This window comes from Streptomyces flavofungini (assembly GCF_030388665.1).
Taxonomy (GTDB): Bacteria; Actinomycetota; Actinomycetes; order Streptomycetales; family Streptomycetaceae; genus Streptomyces; species Streptomyces flavofungini_A.
In genome coordinates this window covers 812076-833342 of the sequence record NZ_CP128846.1, presented here as the reverse complement: position 1 = coordinate 833342, position 21267 = coordinate 812076, and the positions used below count along the sequence as shown (strand labels likewise).

Genomic DNA, 21267 nt, shown 5'->3' with positions numbered 1-21267 from the left:
GCGGAGCCCGATCGCCGAGCTTTCCGTCCGACGCCCGATCAACGCCCGGAACTCGCCCGGTTCGCGCCCGGACCGGCCCGGACCCGATGGGGTGCGGGCGCGTTGGCGGCGCCCGGCGGGGACGGTCCGAAGGCTCCGAGGTCGGCGCGCATGCCCCGGCGCAGCTCCCGCAGCCGCTCCCACAGCGCGTCGATCTCCCGCTGCGCGGCGTCGAGCGAGTCGCCCGGCCGGGGTACGCCGTCGTCCAGGCGCCGGAGCCTGCCGTAGAGGGCGCCGAGCGCGCGGGTGGCCTCGCCGGCGAGGGCGAGCACCGGGTCGGGCAGTCGCATCTGGGCCTCCGCGTACACGTCCCGGTGCAGGTCCCGGGCCTCGGTGAGGCGTTGTCGTGCCGCGCGTGGGTCCTCCGCGCGGGCCAGGGCGTGCGACTGGTCGGTGAGGGCGGCCAGATACTGCCGCGAAGCGGTGTTGAGCGCGATGCAACAGGCGCGTCGCGCCTCGGTCTCCCGGGACCACGCCTGGGTCCGCTCGGCCCGTTCCTGCTCGCGCTGCCGGCTGCGCTCGGCCGCCCGCTGGGTGAGCAGGGCCGACAGGAGGGTTCCCAGTACGCCGACGATCGCCACGATCGGCGCGCCCGCACCCGTGATGTCCATCGCCCTCACCCCCGCGTCGCCGCCCACCTCCAGCGAACCGGGGCCGCCCGCCCCGGGGAACCCCGCGACCGAGGACCACCCGACCTTCGCCCGGTACCCGCCCGGATGTCAGGCGCGGCGAGGGTCGCGCACGGCGAGGTGTGCGCGGGGGCGGCCCCGCGTGGCGGCGACGGTCGTCACCGGTCCCGGCGGGAGGGCCCGGGGTCCGTTCCGGCGAGGGTGGCGCGCAGGATTCCGGTCCACCAGCGCAGCGTCCGCTCGCGCGCGTCCGCGTCCAGCCCCGCGCTCCTGCGGAACTCGGCGCCGAACAGGGGCTCCGTCGCGACGGCTTGATGGAGGGCGGCCATCGTGAGCTGGACGCTCTCACGTGTCGGGGGAGTGCGGCCGGTGTCGGCGCAGGCGACCCGTGCCTGTGCGTGGAGGCGGTCCACGATCTCGTCGAGAAGTCCGCTGCCGGTGTCCCGCCAGCCCGACTGGTGGAGCGCGAGGGCCAGTTCGGCGTAGCCGTCGGCGTAGGGCGCGGACAGCGCCCGGACCAGGCCGGCCGGGTCGGCGGGCCCGTCGGTCCAGGAGTCCAGGGCCGCGCGCAGCTCGGACGTGAGCTTCCTGCCGCCGAAGCGAAGGAGCGCGGACAGCAAGTGCTCGCGGGTGCCGAAGTGATGGTTGACGGCGGCGTCGGACACCCCGACCGCGGCGGCCACGGCCCGCACCTGCACGGCTGCCGGGCCGCCCGCGGCGAGCAGTTCACCCGCGGCCTCCAGGATCAGCTGCTTGGCCTCGTCGGGTGTACGTCGTCTACGGGTAGCCACCTCACCAGCTTACCTTGACGCCTCAAGGCAAGCGGCTTACCTTGAGGCGTCAAGGTAAGTGGCGCGGGCGAGGGGGTGTCGCTGTGGACGGACGGACCTCGGTCCCTTCGGTGACCGAGATGACCGAGACGGATGAGGCAGTCGGGATGGCCGAGACAGCCGAGATGGCCGAACTGGCCGCGTCGCTGGGCGTGCGGATCCACGATCCGGCGCCGCCGCGCGACATCTCCTGGTCCCGCGCGGGCTGTCGGCTGCACGGATTCGACTGGGGCGGCGGGGGCCCGGCGGTGCTGCTCCTGCACGGCGGCGGACTGACCGCGCGGACCTGGGACTTCGTCTGCCTCGGTCTGCGCGGGACCGCGCGCCTCGTCGCCCTCGACCTGCGCGGCCACGGCGACAGCGACTGGTCCGACGACTACCGCGTCGACACGATGGCGGAGGACGTGATCGCCGCGGCCGACCACCTCGGCCTCGACCGGGTGCGCCTCGTCGGCATGTCGCTCGGCGGTGTGGTCGCCGCCCGGGCCGCCGCCGCGCACCCGGACCGTGTCGCGCGCCTGGCGCTGATCGACGTCGCACCCGGCGTCGACTTCGAGAGCACCGAGCGGATGCGGACCTTCATGGCCGGACTCGGCCCGGTCGACGAGCTCGACACCGTGGTGGACGCCGCGCTGCGCGTCAGCCCACGAGCCGGCCGCGGACGCCTCACGTACCGCATGCGCGCCCTCTTCCGCCGCACCCCCGGCGGCACGTGGGTACCGAAGGGCGATCCGCGTCCGCCCGACTTCCCCGCCATCCTCGCCGCAACCGACCGTCTCGCGGCCCAGCTCACGGGCCTGCCCGTGCTCCTCGTGCGCGGCGGGCGCAGCAGAGTGCTCCCGCAGTCCGCCGCCGAGCGCCTCGTCGAACGCGTGCCCGACGGTGAACTCGTCGTGGTGCCGGACGCGGGGCACAACGTGCAGGAGGACGACCCGGCCGCGCTGATCACCGCGCTCGGCGCCTTCCTGACGCGCTCACCGTGAGCCGCGCACTTCCTGACGCGCTCATCGTGAGGCGTGCGCAGCCAGTCGGCCCTGCGGCCCGGCCGGGGCGAGGCCACACGCCGATGCGGGAGCCGACACGTGTCAGCGATCCGTCCTGACCGCCTCGACGACACACATGGGGCTCGCCGTCTCGACGGCCCGGGTCAGCCGGAACCCGGCGCCCGCGAGCAGCGAACGCCAGTCCTCGAGGGTGCGCTCGCGCCCGTCGACGATGCCCATCATCGTCAGGTCCAGCATGGTCGCGATCTCGGGTGCGGGACCGCGGCCGAGGACGGTCTCGACAAGGAGGAGCCGGGCACCGGGCGCCGCCGCCTCGTGGACGCGCTCCAGGATGCGGGTGCTCTGCTCGTCGTTCCAGTCGTGGAGGACGAAGCAGGCGAGATACGCGTCGGCGCCCTCCGGTACGGCCTGGAAGAAGTCGCCGCCCCGGGTGTCGACCCGGTCGGCGACTCCGGCCCTCCTGAGCGTGTCGTGCGCGGCCGGTACGACATGAGGCAGGTCGAAGACGGTGCCGCGCAGCCACGGGTGGCGGCCCGCCAGGGCGGCCAGGCACGTTCCGTCGGCTCCGCCGATGTCGACCAGGTGGCGGACGCCGGTCAGGTCGAGGGCGTCGATCGCGTCCCGGCGGACGGCGCGCATCAAGTCGGCCATGGCGGCGCTGAACCCCGCGACCCGGTCCGGGTCCTCGCCGAGCCAGTCGAAGAACGGCCTGCCCAACTCCCGCTCGGCGGCGGGCACCCCGTCGTGCAGGGTGGACCACAGTCGGCCGAAGGGCCGGTAGTGGGTCTCCATCCACATCAGGGCGACCTCGCGGACGGACTCGTCGGTGCCGCCGCGCAGGGTGTGCCCGAGCGGCCCGAGGGCCACGGAGTCCCGTTCCTCGTCGTACGCGAAGACCCGCTCGGCGGCGAGGCTCCGCAGCAGGCGGCGCAGCAGGTCGGGCCGGAGCCCGGTGGCCTCGGCCACCGCGCCGACCGGCCGCGGCCCGGCGGCCAACTCGTCGGCGACCCCGGCGCGGGCCGTGACGTACAGGGCCTGGGAGATCTGGAACCCGCCGAGCAGCCGCAGCATGGCGACGGCGGGGGCGCGCGCGGTCGTGCCGGAGAGGGATGCGCTGGTCGCGTTCATGATCACATCTGTACCCGACCCGCACGACCGCCGCGATTCACCGGCTCGCGCGGGTGAACATCAGGTGTGTGACTCCGCTGGGGGTGGAGACGGCCTCGACGTCGTAGTCCTTCTCCAGGCCCTCGAGGTCGTCCCAGAGGCGCACGCCCCGGCCGAGCAGGATCGGGACCACCACGAGGTGCAGGTGGTCGACGAGCCCGGCGGCGAGGAAGTCGCGGATCATGCTGGGGCCGCCGCCGAGGCGCACGTCCAGGCCGCCCGCGGCCTCCCGGGCCGTCGCCAGGGCCTCGGCGGGCGAGGCGTCGATGAAGTGGAACGTCGTGCCGCCCTCCATCTCGATCGACGGCCGCGGCTGATGGGTGAGGACGAAGACCGGCGTGTGGAACGGCGGGTTGGCACCCCACCAGCCCTTCCACTCCGGATCGTCGTGCCAGCCGGGGTACCCGAACTTCCCCGCCCCCATGATCTCGGCGCCGACCCCGGGAGCGAAGAGGCGCACGAGGGCGTCGTCGACACCGCCCGAGCCGCCCGTCCGGCCCAGCATCTCGCGACCCCACCGGGTGGCGAACATCCAGTCGTGCAGCCGTTCCCCGGCGTGGCCGAACGGCGCTTCGAGACTCCGGCCCTCCCCGGTCGCGAAGCCGTCGAGCGAGAGGGAGACGTGTTGGACGCGGACGAGTGACATGGCGGACGATTCCCTTCCAGTTCTGCGGTCGGTCGGTCCCATGGTCGGCGCAGCCCGGCGTCGCCCCGGCGAGGCGCGGGGACGCGACGGCTACTTCGGCGGGTTGAGCTTCCGGAAGTACGTCCAACTGGTCTCGTTGGGCTCGCTCCACTCCCGCGGCGCGTGCGCGAACGCCGGCCGGTGGTCGGCGACGTAGTCCCGGGTGCGCCGGGGGACCTCGGTGTACGAGGCGAGCTTGCGGCCCCGGCAGTGGAAGGTGAGACCGCCCGGCCGCCGGCCGCGGGCCATCCAGGGCATCCACGGGGACATCCGTGTCCACGACATGGTGGCCGGGATACTGGGCGCGGGACCCGCGAGGTCGGCGCGGTCGGCGAAGAACTGGAAGAGTTCGAGGGCCTTGTACGTGTCACCTGCCGAGTGCACGGGGTACTGGGCCACCGGCAGGGGCGAGGGGTAGGACAGCGGGATCTCCAGGCTGAAGCAGACCTGGCCGCCGAGCTCGGTCGTCGGTATCGGGAAGGGGCGCCACCTCTGGTTCGCCGGGTCGTTCCAGATGTGCACCACCGGCAGGCCCTGCCACGTCTCCAGGATCTCGCGGGTGCCGGGGTCGAGGAAGAAGGCCGCCTCGCGGGTGAGCAGTCGATACGCGTCGGGACCGGCCTCGGCGTCCGGCACCAGGCGGGCGACGTTGAGCCCCTCGAAACCGAACACGCGCTGGTAGGGCTCGTCGGGCGCCCAGCTGTACACGTCCCCGGACCACCAGTAGGTGACCTCCTCGCCGTCGAGCGAGGCACGGGTGCGGGCGAACGAACGGAGCAGCTCTGCGGGAGTGGTCATGGGGACCACTCTGCGCGGTCGCGGCCGGACGGGCGCGACCGGGGCGTGATCGGCCGGAAAGAGTCGGCAAGATCCACAGTCGACGGCGCACGCGCGGGAGTGCGCGCCCTCCGCCGACGCCTGCCACCCGGCGGTGTCACGTGCGCCTGTTTTCGGGCCAAGGCCCCGGGCACCCTCCGAATCCCCCTGATTCCATGAGAAGGTGACCTCTTCGAAGCCGATGTCGACAGTTGCCGATCCCCTCGGGGTGGAAGGGTTCTGACCTGGGAGACTCAAGCGTTCACGGACCATACTGATCGGGCCCCGATCACCCACAGAACGATTCCATGGCCAAAAACACCACCTCATCGACCACTGCCCCCGACACCGCGTGGCTGGGGCGCGGGCGCCACCTCGGGCCCGAGCCCGAGCAGGACGTCCGGCGCAACCTGATCGCCCTCAAGGCGGCCGGGGTGCTCGACGACTTCCTGGACCTCGAACCCGCCGAGGCGGCCCGCGCCACCGTGCTGCACCCCCGGGACGAGTCCGCCGACCCCGGCCCCCTCGCCCGCCGGCTCTTCGAGGCCCGCTGGCGCGTGGACGACGACGTCACGGTCCGCGCCCAGCTCACCACGTACGACCCGGAGAGCCGCCGCAAGGACGGCGACGGCGTCACCTGGATCCTCGCCGCCGAGGCCGACCGCACGTGGGACGTGCGCTGGCCCTCGCCCGCCACCATGTTCTGGCCCGACAGCGAGCAGGTCCCCTGGGACCACGACGTGGTGCCCGACGTGCGCCTGCGGGCGGCGAACCACCTGCCCAAGGACGACGACGAGCTGCGCCGCCGACTGCGCGACTGCACGCGGCAGAGCTGGTTCGTCCACGTCGTGGTGCACGAGGCGATGACGCCGGACGCCGTGGGCCAGCAGCCGATCGCGAGGTTCCTGCCGCCCGGCCTGCGGCACCGGGTGATCGAGCACCGGGGCAGGCCGGAGCAGGCGCAGATCGCCGACTTCGCGATGAAGCGGGAGCTGGGCGTGCGGATGCCGCGTGGCGGCGCCGTCGTCCTGGCCATGGAGCCGCCGAGCGCCGACTACGACGCGGACCGCTTCACGGTGCGCAGCGTCTTCCTCGACGGCTCGGAGCCCACCGAACTCCTCGACCGGATCCAGGAGTTCGCCGCCCTGCCGCGCCCCCTGCCCGCCGAGGCCGAGCAGGCCCTGACGCGGCTGCGCCGGGGCTGGCACCTGCTCACCCCGGACGAGGAGCTGGTGCATGCCCAGGGCATGGTCACCAAGTACGCCGAGGCGCTCGACGCCATGACGAAGTCCCGCGACCTGTACCGCGAGGCGGCCGAGGCGGCCCAGGCCGCTCTCGCCGAGGTCACCGGCGGCGACGGCACGGTCCGGCCGCCCGGGGACGGGGCCGCCAAGGGCGACGGCTCGCCGCTGAAGGCCCTCTCGAAGGCGTTCGGTCGCTTCCGGGAGCCGAAGAAGTAGGGCCTGCGGCCCGGTTGAGGGGCGGCCGGTGCCGGGGGCGGCCGGTGTCAGGGCGCGTTCGCTCCCGTCACGAGCGGGAGTGCGACGGCCGCACCGGCGGCGACGGGGGATGGCCCCGTGTGGTGTTCGAGCGGCCCTGTCAGACCGAGCCGGCCCGGACGGCGGGGGTGCGGCCGGACCAGGGGGCGGCTCGTTCGAGTTGGGAGGCGAGCCGGAACAGGGTGTCCTCGCGGCCGTAGGCGGCGGCGAACTGCAGGCCGATGGGCAGACCCGTGGCGGGGTCGGCCGCCAGGGGGACGGACATGGCGGGGGTCCCGGCGACGTTGAAGGCCACGGTGAAGGGGGAGCGGTCGAAGAGCCGGTCGATCCAGCCGAGGCCGTCCAGGTCCTCGACGCCCTCGGCGAACACACCCAGGCGCGGCGGCAGTTCGGGGAGCGTCGGAGTGAGCAGCACGTCGTACCGGTCGAAGCGGCGGCCGACGGCGCGGGCGACGGTGTTGCGCACGCCGAGCGCGCCGACGAAGTCCGCGCCGGAGACCCGGCGGCCCCAGGCGTGGCTGGCGAGCGTCTCGGGCTGGACGGTGGACAGGTCGACGGGCCGGCCGGAGGCGGCGGCCACGGAGTCGACCCAGGCGGCCAGGTTGGCGGTCCACAGCCGGGCGTTGGCCAGGACGAACTCCTCCCAGCGCACGCCGGTGTCCAGGGTGGCCTCCTCGACGTGGTGGCCGAGCGAGGTGAGGAGCTCCGCGGTGCGGGACACGGCGCTGAGCACCGGGGCCGCGGTGCTGCGGCGGCCGTCGCCCTGGGCGATGACGCCCACCCGGAGGCGGCCCGGGTCGCGGGTGACCTCCTCGCTGTAGGGGCGCTCGGGCTCGGCGGCGAAGTACGGGTCGCCGCTCTCCGGGCCCCTGATCGCGTCCAGCAGCGCCGCGCTGTCGCGCACCGTACGGCTCACGCAGCCCTGGACGGCGAGGCCGTTGAAGATCTCGTCGACGTCGGGGCCCATGGACACCCGGCCCCGGGTCGGCTTCAGACCGAAAAGGCCGGTGCTCGCGGCCGGGACACGGATCGAGCCGGCCGCGTCCGTGGCGTGCGCGACCGGCACGATGCCCGCGGCGACGGCGGCCGCCGAGCCGCCGCTCGAGCCGCCCGTCGAGCGGTCGAGGTCCCAGGGGTTGCGGGTCGGCCCGTACAGGACGGCCTCGGTGGTGATGCCGTAGGCGAACTCCGGGGTCGTGGTGCGGCCGAAGGTCGCGAGGTCGGCCGCGCGGAAGCGCCGCATCAGGTACGAGTCCGCGGCGGCGACGTTGCCCTCGGCGAGCCGGCTGCCCAGCTCCGTGCGCTTCCCGGCCATGGTGACGCCCAGGTCCTTGAGCAGGAAGGGGACTTCGGCCAGCGGAGCCCCGGCGGGCGCGCGCCCGGACGCGGGCGTCCTCGCGGCGGAAGCCTCGCCCCCCTCGGCCTCCCAGGTCTCCACCACCGCGTTGATCAGCGGATTGACGGCGGCGACCGCCTCCAGCGCGACGCTCTGCAACTCGGCGCCGGTCACCTCGCCCCGGGCGACCAACTCGGCAAGCCCGACGGCGTCATGCGTCACGTACTCCGACAGCTTCATGCGAACCCCTCCGCCCTGTGGAACCGTTGAGTCCCATCCAATACCGATCGGTATCACCTGGAACTGCTCGGTACCGTAGCATGGGGTGGTGCGGCCTCAGCGGCCGGAAGCGGCGCGGAAGGACGGGGCATGACGGACACGGTGCGGCCGGGCCGGGCGGAGCGGGTGGCCAAGCTGCCGCCCCGCGAGCGCATCCTCGACGCGGCCGAGGAGCTGTTCCACTCCGAGGGGATCAGGGGGGTCGGCGTGCAGGCCGTCGCGGACCGGGCCGGGACCACGAAGGCCGCCCTGTACCGCCACTTCGGCACCAAGGACGCACTCGTGGCGGAGTGGCTGCTCATCGTCGCCGCCGAGTACGCCGACGCCTTCGATCGCATCGAGGAGCGGTGGCGGGACGACCCCCGGGCGCAGATCAGGGGCGTCGCCGCGTTCGTCGCCGACGGGCTGTCGTCGATCTCCCACCGCGGCTGCCCCTTCGTCAACTCCCTCGCCGAACTGCCCGACCCGTCGCACCCGGCGCGCCAGGTGATCGAGGCCCACAAGGCGCGACAACTGCGCCGCCTCACCGCGATGTGCGTCGCGGCCGGCCTCGCCGATCCCGAGGGAGCCGCCGCCGAGATCACCTTCGCACTGGAGGGGGCCCAGGTCAGCGTGCAGAACGGCAGCGTGGACCGCGTCGGCGAACGGGTGGTCGCGTTCGTGGACTCGGTGATCGCCTGGCACGGGGGCTGAGCGGGGGCTCGGCGCGGGGCTCGGTGCGGGGTGCCGCGTCTTCACCTCGGATCCGTTCACCCGCGCCGAGAACCGTCTGCTGGTCCGGTTCGCCCGCCTTTCGGCTGCCTCCCGCGACTGTGCGAAGCCCGTGCAGCAACGGCTGGTGGAGGGCTGAGCCCGACGGGGGCCGGGTGCTGCCGGGCGAGGTAACTGCCTCTGGTGCGGAGTGGGTTGGCGCACCCCGCCGCCACTCGCCTCCGCTGCCCCGCCCTCGGTCCGCATGCTGGACGGTTTCCGTGAATTTTCCCCTCAGTTTGGTCTAGACCTTGACAGGTCCAGACCATTTTCGCTTGAGTCGCGGCACCCCCGATGGCGGGGCGGGGGACACCTTCCGCCCTGCCCGTAAGGAGAGTTGGCATGATCAGACGCATCACCAGCTTCTTGGCCGCGGTGGCCACGATCGGCGCGTTGATCGTCCTGGGTCCGGGCGCCGCCACGGCGTCCGCCGCCGAGTGCGCCGCGCCGTGGAACTCCTCGTCCGTGTACACGGGCGGCAAGTCGGCCTCGTACAACGGGCGGAACTGGACCGCCAAGTGGTGGACGCAGAACGAGACTCCGGGCCGCTCCGATGTGTGGGCGGACCAGGGTGCCTGTGGTGGTGGGACGGACCCGGGCAACCCCGATCCGTCCGGCTTCATCGTCAGTGAGGCGCAGTTCAACAAGATGTTCCCGAACCGGAATCCCTTCTACACGTACAAGGGCCTGACCGACGCGCTCGGTGCCTACCCGGGCTTCACGAAGACCGGCAGCGAGACCGTCCGGAAGCAGGAGGCGGCGGCGTTCCTCGCCAACGTCAACCACGAGACCGGCGGTCTCGTGCACATCGTCGAGCAGAACCAGGCGAACTACCCGCACTACTGCGACAAGACCCAGCCCTACGGCTGTCCGGCCGGGCAGGCCGCCTACTACGGCCGCGGCCCCATCCAGCTCAGCTGGAACTTCAACTACAAGGCCGCGGGCGACGCCCTCGGCATCGACCTCCTCAACAACCCGTACCTGGTGGAGCAGAACCCTGCCATCGCCTGGAAGACGGGCCTTTGGTACTGGAACACCCAGAACGGCCCCGGCACCATGACGCCCCACAACGCCATGGTCAACGGCGCCGGATTCGGCGAGACCATCCGCTCCATCAACGGCGCTCTGGAGTGCAACGGCGGCAACCCCGCCCAGGTGCAGAGCCGCATCGACAAGTACAAGGCCTTCACGCAGATCCTCGGGACGACGCCGGGCTCCAACCTGAGCTGCTGACGCCTGCGCGCTGCTGACGCCCCCGCCGCGCGATCCGTCCCCGCGCGCGGGGTCCCTCGCCGGGCGGGCCCGACCCCATGGGCCCGCCCGGCACACGCGTCGGCGCTCAGGCCGTGCGGCCGCCGCCCGCGCCGTCGTCGACGGACCGCGCGCAGCGGAAGCCCGTGTGGCCGCCCCCGCCGTCGACGGCGTCCGCCGTGCGGGCGGCGACCCGGTAGCGGTCGCAGTACGAGTCGTGGCACATGTGGGAACCGCCGCGCACGACCTTGACGGAGCCGGTGGGCGGACCCTGGGGGTTGTGGGCGGGGCGCGCGGTGGCGTGGTCGGTGGACCACCAGTCGGCGCACCACTCCCAGACGTTGCCCGACATGTTGTACAGGCCGAAGCCGTTGGGTTCGAAGGCGTCGACGGGCGCCGTGCCGCGGTAGCCGTCGGCGGCGGTGTTCTTCGTGGGGAAGGTGCCGCGCCAGATGTTGCAGCGGTGCTCCCCACCCGGGTCGAGTTCGTCGCCCCAGGGATAGCGCCGCTGCTCCAGGCCGCCCCGAGCCGCGTACTCCCACTCGGCCTCGGTCGGCAGCCGCTTGCCCGCCCACCGCGCGTAGGCCCGCGCGTCGTTCCAGGACGCGTGCACGACCGGGTGGTCACCGCGCCCTTCGGCCGAACTGCCCGGCCCCTCCGGCGCGCGCCAGCTCGCGCCCTCGACCCCGCACCACCACGGGGTGTGCTCGGGCCGCGGCGAGACGCGGCGCAGCTCGGCGCGGAGGAAGCCCGCGAAGACGTACGACCAGCCGATCCGCTCGGCGTCGGTGACGTACCCGGTCGCCGAGGCGAAGGCCGCGAAGTCGTCGTTGCGCACGGCGTACACGTCCATCTGGAAGGCGTCCACGCGGACCGGACGCACCGGCCCCTCACCGTCCTCCGGGAATCCCTCGGCGTCGTCCGCCCCCATCAGGAACTCGCCTCCCGGCAGGGTGACCATGCGGTCCACGTCGGGGGCGGCCAAAGAGGGGGCGGTCACGGAGGGGACGGTCACGGAAGGGGTGGGCAGTGGGGCGGCGGGTGCGTGGAGCAAGGCGGCGGCGTCGCCGAGTGCGGCGGCACCCCGCGGGGCGCAGCACCTGCGGGGACGCGGCTCCGGGGCAGACATGGGGTCCTCCTCCTGCGGTGGTGATCCCCAGTGTCGTACGGGCGGGCCCCGCCGAGTCGGCCGGCCTCCGGTCGGCGTCGCGATGCGCACCCGGATCTAGGCTCCTCGTATGAAAGCTCCCGCCCCGCCCTCACGCCGCATTGCCCTGGCCGCCGCCGCTCTCCTCGCCGTCGCCGCGGTCATCCTCGGCGTGACCCTCGCCAGCGGCGACGACTCGGGCAGCGGTGGTCGGGGCGGTGCCCGGGACACCGGGGGCGGTGGGCTCACGGCCGAGCAGCGGCGCCGGGCGGACCAACTGGTGAGCGTCTTCGAGAACGGCACCACCAGGATCCAGTACGCGTACGCGGAGAACCTCCACGACGGCCGGGGCGTCACCGCGGGCCGCGCGGGCTTCACGACCGACGACGGCGACGCCCTTGAGGTGGTGCGCGCCTACACGAAGAGGGAGCCGGACAACCCGCTCGCCCGCTTCATCCCGGCACTCCGGCGTCTGGCCGACGGGGAAGGGGCGGGCGAGGCCGACGCGGACGGCTCCCGCCCCCGCGCCTTCCCCGACACCGACTACATCGCCGCCTGGAAGCGCGCCGCCGCCGACCCCGTGTTCCGCGAGGTGCAGGACGCCCAGGTCGACGACCGCTACTTCACCCCCGCCCTGCGAGCCGCCGAGAAGGCGGGCCTCCGCAGCCCGCTGGCCGTCGCCGAGCTGTACGACGCATCGATCCAGCACGGGAACGGCTCCGACGGCGACGGCCTGCCGGCCCTGGTCCGGCGGACGACCGCGAAGGCCGGTACCCCCGCCGAGGCGGGCGAGAAGGCGTGGCTGAACGCCTTCTTCGACGTACGCGTCCACGACCTGACCCACCCCGTGAACCCCGACACGGCCGACGAGTGGCGGGAGTCCGTCGACCGCGTCGAAGCGCTGCGGCGGCTCGCCGAGAGCGGCCATCAGGCCCTGGACGGCCCGTTCACCGTCACCGCCTTCGGCAGCCGCTACACCATCAACTGACCGGCGGTCGCCGGGCTGTCGGCTGAGCGGGGGTTCCCGCGAGCAAGGACGCCACGTGGGCCAGGCTGTCCGGTTCGGCGGGCGCGGTGGGCTCCCACCACACCAGATGCGCGGCCGCGTCCTGCGCCGGTTCGAGGATCTCCCACGCCTCGGCTATCAGCCCGGCGTCGAAGCGCCAGATGTCGACCCCCGTGATCTCGGCGCCGGTGCCGGGATGGCGGCGCCGGGAGTGCATCACGACGTGGTCGCCGTCGGCCAGCAGGTGCAGGATGTCGACCCGCATGTCACCGAGCGGCGACGCGCGGACCGCGGCGAGCCATTCCGCCTTCGTACGGGAGGTCGCGTCCGGCCGGTGATGGACGAAGTCGTCCCTCAGCACCTTCGCGAGGGCGCCGACGTCGCCCGTGCCGACGACCTCCGCGAGCGCCCGCCGGACGATGAGCGTGTTGCTCGCGCTCTCCCCGGTGTCCGCGTTCTGGGTCTTCTCGGTCTTCCTGGTCTTCCCGGTCTTCTCCGTGGTCATGGCCGCAGTGTTGGCCACGGCCGCGCGGCCTGTCGATGAACTCCGATGTCATGGCGGGCGGCGACGCCGGGACATAGCCTCGGTGATCGTGTACACGGTCGGGGAGCTCTTGCGGCAGTGGCGGCGGCGTCGGCAACTGAGCCAGCTCGATCTGGCGCTCGCCGCCGACGTCTCGGCACGGCACGTCAGCCTCGTGGAGACCGGAAAGTCCCACCCGAGCGCCGAGATGGTCCTCAGGCTCGCGGACCACCTCGACGTACCGCTGCGCGAGCGCAACCGGCTGCTGCTCGCCGCCGGGTTCGCACCCCGGTACGCCGAGCGCCCGCTCGGCGACGACGCGCTGACGGCGGCCCGGGACGCGGTCGAGCGGGTGCTGCGCGCGCACGAGCCGTACCCCGCGCTGGTCTTCGACCGCCGGTGGGACATCCTGATGACCAACCGCGCCGTCGACCCCTTCCTCGCGGGCGTCGCCCCCGAACTCCTGCGCCCGCGCGCCAACTTGCTCCGCCTCGGCCTCGATCCGCGCGGCCTCGCCCAGTACGTCGTGAACATCGCCGACGTACGCGCGGTGTTCCGCACCCGCGTCACCCGCCAGCTGACCACCGCCCCCGACCCCGAACTCGCCGCGCTCTACGAGGAGTTGCTGGCTCCCGACGCCGACGCCGACGCCGACGCCGACGCCGCATCCGACACCGACGCAACGGACCCGCCCGCCGGATCCGACGTCCTGATCCCGATGGTCATCCGCTTCGACGGCCACGAACTACGCCTCTTCTCGACCATCACCACGTTCGGCACACCCATGGACATCACCCTGGACGAGGTCGCGATCGAGTCGTACTACCCGGCGGACGCGGAGAGCGCCGCCTACTTCACGGCGGCGCGGGGCGAGCCCCGGGGCCCGGGCGCCGGACGGGTCCCCGGAGGCACCCCATGGAAGGTCGAAAATGAGTCGGGTTAGCATATGAGCGCCGCCTAGCTCGAAAGATATTCCTGTGACTGTCAATGACGACTCGTTCACCAATTGGAAGAACCGCGAGGAGATCGCGGAGTCGATGATCCCGATCATCGGGAAGCTGCACCGCGAGCGGGACGTGACCGTCCTGCTGCACAGCCGCTCCTTGGTGAACAAGTCGGTGGTCAGCATCCTGAAGACCCACCGGTTCGCCCGGCAGATCGCCGGTGAGGAGCTCTCGGTCACCGAGACCCTGCCGTTCCTGCAGGCCCTCACCGCGCTCGACCTCGGCCCTTCGCAGATCGACATCGGCATGCTGGCCGCCACGTACCGGGCCGACGACCGCGGTCTGTCGGTGGCCGATTTCACCGCCGAGGCCGTCGCCGGTGCCACCGGCGCCAACAAGATCGAGTGCCGCGAGGGCCGCGACGTCGTCCTCTACGGCTTCGGCCGCATCGGCCGCCTCGTCGCCCGGCTGCTGATCGAGAAGGCCGGTTCCGGCAACGGTCTGCGGCTGCGCGCCATCGTCGTCCGGCGGGGCGGGGAGCAGGACATCGTGAAGCGCGCCTCGCTGCTGCGCCGTGACTCCATCCACGGCCAGTTCCAGGGCACGATCACCGTCGACGAGGCGAACAGCACGATCGTCGCCAACGGCAACGAGATCAAGGTGATCTACGCGAGCGACCCGTCGGAGGTCGACTACACGGCGTACGGCATCAAGGACGCCATCCTCATCGACAACACCGGCAAGTGGCGCGACCGCGAGGGCCTCTCCCAGCACCTGCGCCCCGGCATCGACAAGGTCGTCCTGACCGCCCCCGGCAAGGGTGACGTGCCCAACATCGTGCACGGCGTCAACCACGACATGATCAAGCCGGACGAGCGGATCCTGTCCTGCGCGTCCTGCACCACCAACGCGATCGTCCCGCCGCTGAAGGCGATGGCGGACGAGTACGGCGTCCTGCGCGGCCACGTGGAGACCATCCACTCGTTCACCAACGACCAGAACCTCCTGGACAACTACCACAAGGCGGACCGTCGCGGCCGCTCGGCGCCGCTCAACATGGTCATCACCGAGACCGGTGCCGCCTCGGCCGTCGCCAAGGCCCTGCCCGACCTCAAGGCGCCGATCACGGGCAGCTCGATCCGGGTCCCGGTGCCGGACGTCTCGATCGCCATCCTCAGCCTCACGCTGGGGCGCGAGGCCACCCGCGAGGAGGTCCTCGACCACCTCCGTGACGTCTCGCTGACCTCCCCGCTGCGCCGCCAGATCGACTTCACCAGCGCCCCCGACGCGGTCTCGAACGACTTCATCGGCTCGCGCCACGCCTCGATCGTCGACGCCGGTGCCACCAAGGTCGACGGCGACAGCGCGATCCTCTACCTCTGGTACGACAACGAGTTCGGCTACTCGTGCCAGGTGATCCGGGTCGTGCAGTACGTCTCCGGGGTGGAGTACCCGACGTACCCGGCCGTGGCGGTCTGAGTCTGCGGGGTCCTCAGGGTCCTCGGGGCCATGTGATCGTCCGGAGTCCCGGGCGGAGGAAAGGCACGTGCCTTCCCTCCGCCCGGGACTTTTTCGTGCGCTCGTCGAGGGGCCGACGAGCGGGCTTCGCCAGGGGTGCAGGTGAGCGGCTTCGCCGTTTGCCTAAAGGTATTAGGTATGTGCATAATCGGTTCGGCTGAAAGGGGATGACATTATGGTGCGCGCGGGACTGACCGTGGAACGGCTCACGCAGGCCGGGGCCGAGCTGGCCGACGACGTGGGCTTCGAGCAGGTGACCGTCTCCGCGGTCGCCCGACGGTTCGACGTCAAGGTCGCGAGCCTGTACTCGCACCTGAAGAACTCCCACGACCTGAAGACCAGGATCGCCCTGCTCGCCCTGGAGGAACTGGCCGACCGCGGCGCCGCCGCCCTGGCCGGAAGGGCCGGGAAGGACGCCCTGGCCGCCTTCGCCGACGTCTACCGCGACTACGCGCAGGAGCACCCCGGCCGCTACACCGCGGCCCGCTTCCGGCTCGACCCGGAAGCGGCCGCCGCCGGCGCCGGAGCCAGGCACGCCCAGATGATGCGCGCGATCCTGCGGGGCTACGACCTGACCGAGCCGGACCAGACGCACGCCGTCCGGCTCCTCGGCAGCGTCTTCCACGGCTACGTCAGCCTGGAGGCCGCCGGGGCCTTCAGCCACAGTGCCCCCGGCACCGAGGAGTCCTGGTCCCGGATCGTGGACGCCCTCGACGCGCTGCTGCGGAACTGGCCCGCACCCGCGCCCGCACCCGCGCCCTGACCGGTCCGGGCCCCGCCCGCCCGGCCCGCCCCGCCCGCCCGGTCCGGCGTCCCTCCCACTGCCCCACCCGAACCCCGAGCAACAGGCAGAGACATCATGACCACCCCGCACGCCCCGTCCGCGACGCCCCTGTCCACCTTCATATCCACCCCCATCACCGCGGACCTCCTCCGCGGCGCCCTCGACCTGGAGCGCACCGCGCACGGACTGCTGCCGCACCGGTTGCCCGAGCGCGCCCGCGCCCAGAACACCGACGGACAGCTCGCGATGGCCGAGTCCCAGCCCTCCGGCGTCCGCCTCGTCCTGCGCACCCGCGCCACCACCGTCGAACTGGACACGCTGCCCACCAAGCGCGTCTACATCGGCGTGCCGCCCCGCCCGGACGGCGTGTACGACCTGCTGGTCGACGGCCGGCCGGCCCAGCAGGCCAGCGTGACCGGCGGCAACACCCTGATCATCGACATGGCTGCCGGGAGCGCCGAGCACGTGCCGGGCCCCGCGGGCACCCTCCGCTTCACCGGGCTGCCGGAGCGGCTGAAGGACGTCGAGATCTGGCTGCCGCACAATGAGACCACCGAGCTCGTCGCCCTGCGCACCGACGCCCCTGTCGAGCCCGTCCCGGACCGGGGCCGCAAGGTCTGGCTGCACCACGGCAGTTCGATCAGCCACGGCTCCGACGCCGCAAGCCCCACCACCACCTGGCCCGCCCTCGCCGCCTTCGCCGGCGACGTGGAGCTGATCAACCTCGGCCTGGGCGGCAGCGCCCTGCTCGACCCCTTCACCGCCCGCGCCCTGCGCGACACCCCCGCCGACCTCATCAGCGTCAAGACGGGCATCAACCTGGTCAACGCCGACCTGATGCGGCTCCGCGCCTTCGCCCCGGCCGTCCACGGCTTCCTTGACACCATCCGCGAGGGCCACCCCACCACCCCGCTCCTCGTGGTCTCGCCCCTCCTGTGCCCCATCCACGAGGACACCCCGGGCCCCTGCGCCCCCGACTACGACGCCCTGCGCGAGGGCCGGCTGCGATTCCTCGCCACCGGCGACCCGGCGGAACGCGCGAGCGGGAAGCTGACCCTCGGCGTCATCCGCGACGAGCTGGCCCGGATCGTGGAGCGGCGCGCGGCCGACGACCCGTACCTGCACTACCTCGACGGCCGCGAGCTCTACGGCGAGGCCGACGCCGTCGAACTGCCCCTGCCCGACGCCCTGCACCCGGACGCCGCGACGCACCGCCGCATCGGTGAACGCTTCGCTGACCGCGTCTTCGCCGCCGACGGTCCCTTCGGAGAGAGTCGTTGAGACAGGATCTGTCGGTTCCTGTCCGAACCGGTGTCAGGGTGGACCGTCCCTGAGAAGTGAGTCGGGTACGGGTGACGCTGACACTGGCGTGGACGGGCGGAAGCCGCACCGGGTGGATCAGCGGGTCGGCGGCCGGACATCGCGGGTCGGCGGATCCAGGAGCGGGGCGGGGCGGGGCGTGGCCCCAACCGTCGCAGTCCGTATCGATCGGCGTCGCCACCGTGGAGAGCCGGGTCGCCATCCGTTCCGTGGTGTCGGCAGCCCTGGCGGCGGCGTTCGGGATCACCGGAGCGCCGATCGGCGACGCCGAGGTGTACGACCCGGCGGGCGGCGTGCTGCCGATCGTGGCCCAACGAGGTTTCCACCACCTGTTCCTGACCTCCACCTGTTCCTGACCTCCTTCGAGGCGGTCGCCGACCGGGACAGCACCTGCGGGGTGGCCGCGCAGGACCGCAAACCCGTCCTCGTCGAGGAGGTGACCTCCAGCCCGGTCTTCCCCGGCACCCCGGCCCCGGACGTCCTGCGGGAGGCCGGTGTCGGCGCGTGCGTCTGCCTCCCGATCACCTCCGGGAACGGCGCGCTCATCGGCGTGGTGTCCACCCACCACGAGCCGGCGCCACGCTGGTCGGACGAGCAGCGCCGGTCCCTGGAAGGACTCGCCCGCGCCGCCCACCTCCTGTGCGGACAGCGGCCAACGGCACGGTGTCCCGCACGCTGTCAATACCGCCCGCCCGATGATCCGGAAGCCGGGCAGCCGCATGGTTCCGCGGCACCGGCGCTCGTAGCGTCACGACTGACAGACGACAGTCGCGTTCGACACGAGGAGCACCATGCGCGTCCCGTCCACGGTCGGCCTCGGCCTGGGTCTGGCCGGATTGCTCACGGCCGCCGTGCCCGCCGCAGCCACCCCGCAGCAGCCCACGGGCCGCGACAGCACCCCACCGCGCCAGCACCTGGCCTGGGGTCCCTGTTCCGCCGCGCAGACCGAGCTGAACGAGGCCGGGGCACAGTGCGCCGAAGTGACGGTGCCGCTGGACTACGCCGACCCCCACGGCCGGACCATCCAGCTCGCGATCTCCCGGATCAAGGCCAAGTCCCCGGACGCGCGACGCGGCATCCTGCTGTCCAACCCCGGCGGTCCCGGCGGCACCGGCCTCGCCAACACCCTCGCGCTCCGCCCGGCGTTGAAGGACGTCGCCGACAGGTACGACCTCATCGGCTTCGACCCGAGGTTCCTCGGCGAGAGCAGCCCGGTGCGCTGCGCCCCCGCCGGGCCTCCGCGTCCGCCGGGCCCCGTCACCACGCCGCGCGCCGACTTCGACGCGTCCGTCGCCTCCGCGCGCGACACGGCCGAGCGCTGCCAGAAGCACGGCGACAACGCCGCGTTGCTGCCGCACGCCTCGACGCGGAACGTCGCCAGGGACATGGACGCGATCCGGGCCGCACTCGGCGAACCCCGGCTCTCGTACTACGGCGTCTCCTACGGCGCGGACCTCGGCGCCGTGTTCACGCAGCTGTTTCCCAGCCGCGCCGACCGCGTGATCATCGACTCCTCCACCGACCCGGCGGCCACCCAGTACGAGCTGTTCCAGCGGGCGGGCCGCCCGCTGGAGGACGGACTCGACGAGTGGGCCGCCTGGGCCGCCCGGCAGCACGACCGGTACGGCCTCGGCAGGACCGGCGCCCAGGTGCGGGCGACCGTGCAGAAGCTGCTCGACGGGGCCGAGCGCCGCCCCGTCGAGGTCGCGGGGCAGCGGATGAACGCCCCCGTCATGCGGCTGCTGCTGCGCCAGCTCGTTCAGCAGCAGGAGAGCGATCCCGCCCTCGCCGCCGTCGTGCGCGACCTCGTCGACGCCGCCGCGGGCGAGCTCACCGAGCCCGGCCCCGAGCTCGCCGCCCTGCTCGCGCTCCTGAACTCGCCGGACCTCGGCGACAGCATGGTGGGCGGCGCCCTGTTCATGTGCGGCGACGGCGGCTGGCCCGCCGGAGGCTGGCCCAAGGACCCCGGGACGTACTGGCGCAACACCGTCCGCAGCCGTGCCACGCAGCCCGTGTTCGGCCCGGTCGTCAACGGCATGATCGCGCCCTGCGCGTTCTGGAAGTCGCCGCCGCGCGAGCCGGGCACGACCATCCGCAACAACGTGCCCGTCCTGATGCTCCAGGCCCGCCGCGACAACAACGTCCCCTACGACGGGGCGCTCGCCCTGCACCGCAAGCTCACCGGATCACGCCTCGTCACGGCCGACATCCGCGCGCACGGCGTGTACGGGCGCGGCACCGAGGGCCACCGGCCCGTCCCGTGCGCCGACGACGCCGTCAACGACTACCTCCGCGACGGGACCCTGCCTGCCCGCGACCTCACCTGCGCACCCGAGGGGTCGGCCCGATGAGCGCCCGCGGGCCGGTGCTCAGCAGGCGCGGCGGCATGGTCGCCGTCGTCTCCGCCGCCACGGCCGTCATCGCGGGCACCGGCCGTGCCACCGCGCGCCCCGCCCCGCCCCTGGGGCGCGACGCCCTCCAGGCCGACGTCGACGCGATCCGCGCGACCGGGGTCACCGGGGTGCTCGCCGAGGTGCAGGGCGCGCACGGCCGTCTCCGCGCACGGGCCGGCGCGGCGGACCTGACGGGGGAGCGGCCCGTGCCCTGGGACGCGTACTACCGCATCGGCAGCGACACCAAGCCCTTCACCGCCACCGTCGTCCTGCAACTGGCCGGTGAGGGACGGCTCGGCCTGAACGACACCCTCGACCGCTGGCTGCCAGGCCTCGTCGACGGCCACGGCAACGACGGGCGCAGGATCACCCTCACCAACCTGCTCCGGCATACCAGCGGCCTCAACGACTACGTCGCCGTGGCGGGCGGCGCCGACGACTTCACGCCCGAGGGCTACCGCGAGGGACGCTTCCGGGTCACCTCGGCCCGCGAGCAGGTGGCGGCCGCCGTGAGCCGCCCGCCGCTGTGGCTGCCGGACGCCGCCGACCCGGCGCGCGAGCAGCGTTGGGGCTACTCGAACACCAACTACGTCCTCCTCGGCCTCGTCGTCGAGAAGGCCACGGGCCACCCCTGGGCCCAGGAGATACACGAACGCGTCATCGCCCCGCTCGGCCTCGCGAACACCCTGGTCCCCGGCACCTCGGCGTACGTACCGCAGCCGACCGCGACCGCCTACACCCAGTTCCCCGGCAGCGCCCGGCTGACCGACACCTCGCTCGCCACCGGCGGCGGAGCGGACGGCGGCATCATCAGCACCACCCACGACCTCGCCGTGTTCCTGCGCGCGCTGCTCGGCGGCCGACTGCTGCGCCGCCCCCAACTGGCCGCGATGAAGCAGACCGTGGCGGCCCCGGACTGGATCCAGGTAGACGGCGTGCGCTACGGCATGGGGATCGCGTGGCGGCCGGGAGGCGGCACGTCCCGTGGCGGTGGGGCCGGGGCCGGTGAGCCCGGCAGTGGTGAGCCCGGTGGCGGCGGGGCCGCGAGGCGCGGGGACCAGGGCGTCTGGTTCCACGGCGGCACCCACCTCGGGATCGTCTCCGAGAGCGGGGTCACCGCGGACGGCAGCCGCGCCGCGACCGTCGCCGCCTTCACCCTGCGGACCGGCGAGCGAGGCGACGCCCAGGCGCGAGCGGCGCTCCGCCTGGTGGACCGCGCGCTGCGGCGGTGACGGCGGCGGCCGGGGCGCCGGATGGCCCGGAAGGGGCTGACTGGTCCGGTCCGGAAGGGGCTGACTGGTCCGGTCCGGAGGGGCGGGCTGTCCGTCGCAGAGGGGGCGGGCTGTC

20 protein-coding genes and 1 pseudogene are annotated in these 21267 nt (G+C 73.3%); 13 read left to right on the top strand and 8 right to left on the bottom strand.

Annotation, left to right across the window (positions count from 1 at the left end):
- Positions 1–38 precede the first annotated feature (38 nt).
- Positions 39–650 carry a hypothetical protein gene (locus QUY26_RS03605; protein ID WP_289943635.1) on the bottom strand — a complete coding sequence of 204 codons (612 nt, stop codon included), beginning with the start codon at positions 648–650 and terminating at the stop codon, positions 39–41.
- Positions 651–826: 176 nt separating this feature from the next.
- Positions 827–1459 carry a TetR family transcriptional regulator gene (locus tag QUY26_RS03600; protein WP_289943634.1) on the bottom strand — a complete coding sequence of 211 codons (633 nt, stop codon included), beginning with the start codon at positions 1457–1459 and terminating at the stop codon, positions 827–829.
- Between the two features lie 119 nt (positions 1460–1578).
- Here QUY26_RS03600 and QUY26_RS03595 point away from each other — a divergent pair, with 119 nt between their 5' ends.
- Complete coding sequence (locus QUY26_RS03595; RefSeq protein WP_289943633.1) at positions 1579–2481, top strand: alpha/beta fold hydrolase; 903 nt, start codon at positions 1579–1581, stop codon at positions 2479–2481.
- Between the two features lie 102 nt (positions 2482–2583).
- Here QUY26_RS03595 and QUY26_RS03590 read toward each other — a convergent pair whose 3' ends face one another.
- The 3 genes from QUY26_RS03590 to QUY26_RS03580 all read right to left on the bottom strand — a co-directional run bounded on the left by QUY26_RS03590 (position 2584) and on the right by QUY26_RS03580 (position 5152).
- Positions 2584–3630, bottom strand: a complete 1047-nt coding sequence (locus tag QUY26_RS03590) for a methyltransferase (protein ID WP_289943632.1) — start codon at positions 3628–3630, stop codon at positions 2584–2586.
- Positions 3631–3667: 37 nt separating this feature from the next.
- Complete coding sequence (locus tag QUY26_RS03585; protein WP_289943631.1) at positions 3668–4315, bottom strand: dihydrofolate reductase family protein; 648 nt, start codon at positions 4313–4315, stop codon at positions 3668–3670.
- A 90-nt stretch (positions 4316–4405) separates the two neighbouring features.
- The gene (locus QUY26_RS03580) at positions 4406–5152 is read right to left on the bottom strand and encodes a DUF1838 family protein (RefSeq protein ID WP_289943630.1); all 747 of its coding nucleotides are present in this window, start codon (positions 5150–5152) and stop codon (positions 4406–4408) included.
- A gap of 326 nt (positions 5153–5478) precedes the next feature.
- Between QUY26_RS03580 and QUY26_RS03575 the strand changes: the two genes are divergently transcribed.
- Complete coding sequence (locus QUY26_RS03575) at positions 5479–6630, top strand: hypothetical protein (RefSeq protein WP_289943629.1); 1152 nt, start codon at positions 5479–5481, stop codon at positions 6628–6630.
- A gap of 139 nt (positions 6631–6769) precedes the next feature.
- Here QUY26_RS03575 and QUY26_RS03570 read toward each other — a convergent pair whose 3' ends face one another.
- Positions 6770–8245, bottom strand: coding sequence for an amidase (locus QUY26_RS03570; protein WP_289943628.1), 1476 nt, complete (start codon positions 8243–8245; stop codon positions 6770–6772).
- A 129-nt stretch (positions 8246–8374) separates the two neighbouring features.
- On the opposite strand from QUY26_RS03570, the gene QUY26_RS03565 reads away from it, so the two are divergent.
- Together QUY26_RS03565 and QUY26_RS03560 are read left to right on the top strand one after the other, a co-directional pair.
- On the top strand, positions 8375–8977 hold the full coding sequence (locus QUY26_RS03565) for a TetR/AcrR family transcriptional regulator (protein ID WP_289943627.1): 603 nt from the start codon (positions 8375–8377) through the stop codon (positions 8975–8977).
- A gap of 399 nt (positions 8978–9376) precedes the next feature.
- Entirely contained in the window at positions 9377–10267 is an 891-nt protein-coding gene (locus QUY26_RS03560; protein WP_289943626.1) for a glycoside hydrolase family 19 protein, read from the top strand.
- A gap of 106 nt (positions 10268–10373) precedes the next feature.
- Here the strand turns inward: QUY26_RS03560 and QUY26_RS03555 are convergent, their stop codons facing one another.
- Positions 10374–11414, bottom strand: coding sequence for a formylglycine-generating enzyme family protein (locus QUY26_RS03555; RefSeq protein ID WP_436840257.1), 1041 nt, complete (start codon positions 11412–11414; stop codon positions 10374–10376).
- Positions 11415–11523: 109 nt separating this feature from the next.
- Between QUY26_RS03555 and QUY26_RS03550 the strand changes: the two genes are divergently transcribed.
- Positions 11524–12420 (top strand): chitosanase, encoded by an 897-nt coding sequence (locus QUY26_RS03550; protein ID WP_289943625.1) that lies wholly within the window; start codon positions 11524–11526, stop codon positions 12418–12420.
- Here the strand turns inward: QUY26_RS03550 and QUY26_RS03545 are convergent.
- A complete protein-coding gene (locus tag QUY26_RS03545) occupies positions 12413–12943 on the bottom strand; it encodes a nuclear transport factor 2 family protein (protein WP_289943624.1) in 531 nt (176 codons plus the stop codon). The two genes, QUY26_RS03550 and QUY26_RS03545, sit on opposite strands and share 8 nt — an antisense overlap.
- 88 nt (positions 12944–13031) lie before the next feature.
- On the opposite strand from QUY26_RS03545, the gene QUY26_RS03540 reads away from it, so the two are divergent.
- The 8 genes and pseudogenes from QUY26_RS03540 (at position 13032) to QUY26_RS03510 (ending at position 21152) form a co-directional block, all read left to right on the top strand.
- Positions 13032–13904, top strand: a complete 873-nt coding sequence (locus QUY26_RS03540) for an MmyB family transcriptional regulator (RefSeq protein ID WP_289943623.1) — start codon at positions 13032–13034, stop codon at positions 13902–13904.
- A gap of 34 nt (positions 13905–13938) precedes the next feature.
- A complete protein-coding gene (locus tag QUY26_RS03535) occupies positions 13939–15384 on the top strand; it encodes a glyceraldehyde-3-phosphate dehydrogenase (RefSeq protein WP_289943622.1) in 1446 nt (481 codons plus the stop codon).
- 214 nt (positions 15385–15598) lie between these two features.
- Positions 15599–16186 (top strand): TetR/AcrR family transcriptional regulator, encoded by a 588-nt coding sequence (locus tag QUY26_RS03530; protein ID WP_289943621.1) that lies wholly within the window; start codon positions 15599–15601, stop codon positions 16184–16186.
- A gap of 96 nt (positions 16187–16282) precedes the next feature.
- Positions 16283–17488, top strand: coding sequence for an SGNH/GDSL hydrolase family protein (locus QUY26_RS03525; RefSeq protein ID WP_289943620.1), 1206 nt, complete (start codon positions 16283–16285; stop codon positions 17486–17488).
- A 71-nt stretch (positions 17489–17559) separates the two neighbouring features.
- A complete protein-coding gene (locus QUY26_RS03520; protein WP_289943619.1) occupies positions 17560–17883 on the top strand; it encodes a hypothetical protein in 324 nt (107 codons plus the stop codon).
- A pseudogene (locus tag QUY26_RS40900) lies at positions 17874–18143 on the top strand (GAF domain-containing protein); the annotation flags it as partial. The gene QUY26_RS03520 and the pseudogene QUY26_RS40900, both read left to right, overlap by 10 nt.
- Before the next feature lie 175 nt (positions 18144–18318).
- Entirely contained in the window at positions 18319–19878 is a 1560-nt protein-coding gene (locus tag QUY26_RS03515) for an alpha/beta hydrolase (protein WP_289943618.1), read from the top strand.
- Positions 19875–21152 carry a serine hydrolase domain-containing protein gene (locus tag QUY26_RS03510; RefSeq protein WP_289943617.1) on the top strand — a complete coding sequence of 426 codons (1278 nt, stop codon included), beginning with the start codon at positions 19875–19877 and terminating at the stop codon, positions 21150–21152. The genes QUY26_RS03515 and QUY26_RS03510 overlap by 4 nt, the downstream gene beginning before the upstream one ends.
- Positions 21153–21267: the final 115 nt, after the last annotated feature.

Excerpts from the sequence above, each read along its gene's own strand:
- QUY26_RS03510 (WP_289943617.1), top strand. The coding sequence starts at position 19,875 with ATGAGCGCCCGCGGGCCGGTGCTCAGCAGGCGCGGCGGCATGGTCGCC.
- QUY26_RS03555 (WP_436840257.1), bottom strand. The coding sequence starts at position 11,414 with ATGTCTGCCCCGGAGCCGCGTCCCCGCAGGTGCTGCGCCCCGCGGGGT.
- QUY26_RS03585 (WP_289943631.1), bottom strand. The coding sequence starts at position 4,315 with ATGTCACTCGTCCGCGTCCAACACGTCTCCCTCTCGCTCGACGGCTTC.
- QUY26_RS03575 (WP_289943629.1), top strand. The coding sequence starts at position 5,479 with ATGGCCAAAAACACCACCTCATCGACCACTGCCCCCGACACCGCGTGG.
- QUY26_RS03515 (WP_289943618.1), top strand. The coding sequence starts at position 18,319 with ATGCGCGTCCCGTCCACGGTCGGCCTCGGCCTGGGTCTGGCCGGATTG.
- QUY26_RS03530 (WP_289943621.1), top strand. The coding sequence starts at position 15,599 with ATGGTGCGCGCGGGACTGACCGTGGAACGGCTCACGCAGGCCGGGGCC.
- QUY26_RS03570 (WP_289943628.1), bottom strand. The coding sequence starts at position 8,245 with ATGAAGCTGTCGGAGTACGTGACGCATGACGCCGTCGGGCTTGCCGAG.
- QUY26_RS03525 (WP_289943620.1), top strand. The coding sequence starts at position 16,283 with ATGACCACCCCGCACGCCCCGTCCGCGACGCCCCTGTCCACCTTCATA.
- QUY26_RS03605 (WP_289943635.1), bottom strand. The coding sequence starts at position 650 with ATGGACATCACGGGTGCGGGCGCGCCGATCGTGGCGATCGTCGGCGTA.
- QUY26_RS03580 (WP_289943630.1), bottom strand. The coding sequence starts at position 5,152 with ATGACCACTCCCGCAGAGCTGCTCCGTTCGTTCGCCCGCACCCGTGCC.
- QUY26_RS03595 (WP_289943633.1), top strand. The coding sequence starts at position 1,579 with ATGACCGAGACGGATGAGGCAGTCGGGATGGCCGAGACAGCCGAGATG.
- QUY26_RS03565 (WP_289943627.1), top strand. The coding sequence starts at position 8,375 with ATGACGGACACGGTGCGGCCGGGCCGGGCGGAGCGGGTGGCCAAGCTG.
- QUY26_RS03560 (WP_289943626.1), top strand. The coding sequence starts at position 9,377 with ATGATCAGACGCATCACCAGCTTCTTGGCCGCGGTGGCCACGATCGGC.
- QUY26_RS03590 (WP_289943632.1), bottom strand. The coding sequence starts at position 3,630 with ATGAACGCGACCAGCGCATCCCTCTCCGGCACGACCGCGCGCGCCCCC.
- QUY26_RS03545 (WP_289943624.1), bottom strand. The coding sequence starts at position 12,943 with ATGACCACGGAGAAGACCGGGAAGACCAGGAAGACCGAGAAGACCCAG.
- QUY26_RS03550 (WP_289943625.1), top strand. The coding sequence starts at position 11,524 with ATGAAAGCTCCCGCCCCGCCCTCACGCCGCATTGCCCTGGCCGCCGCC.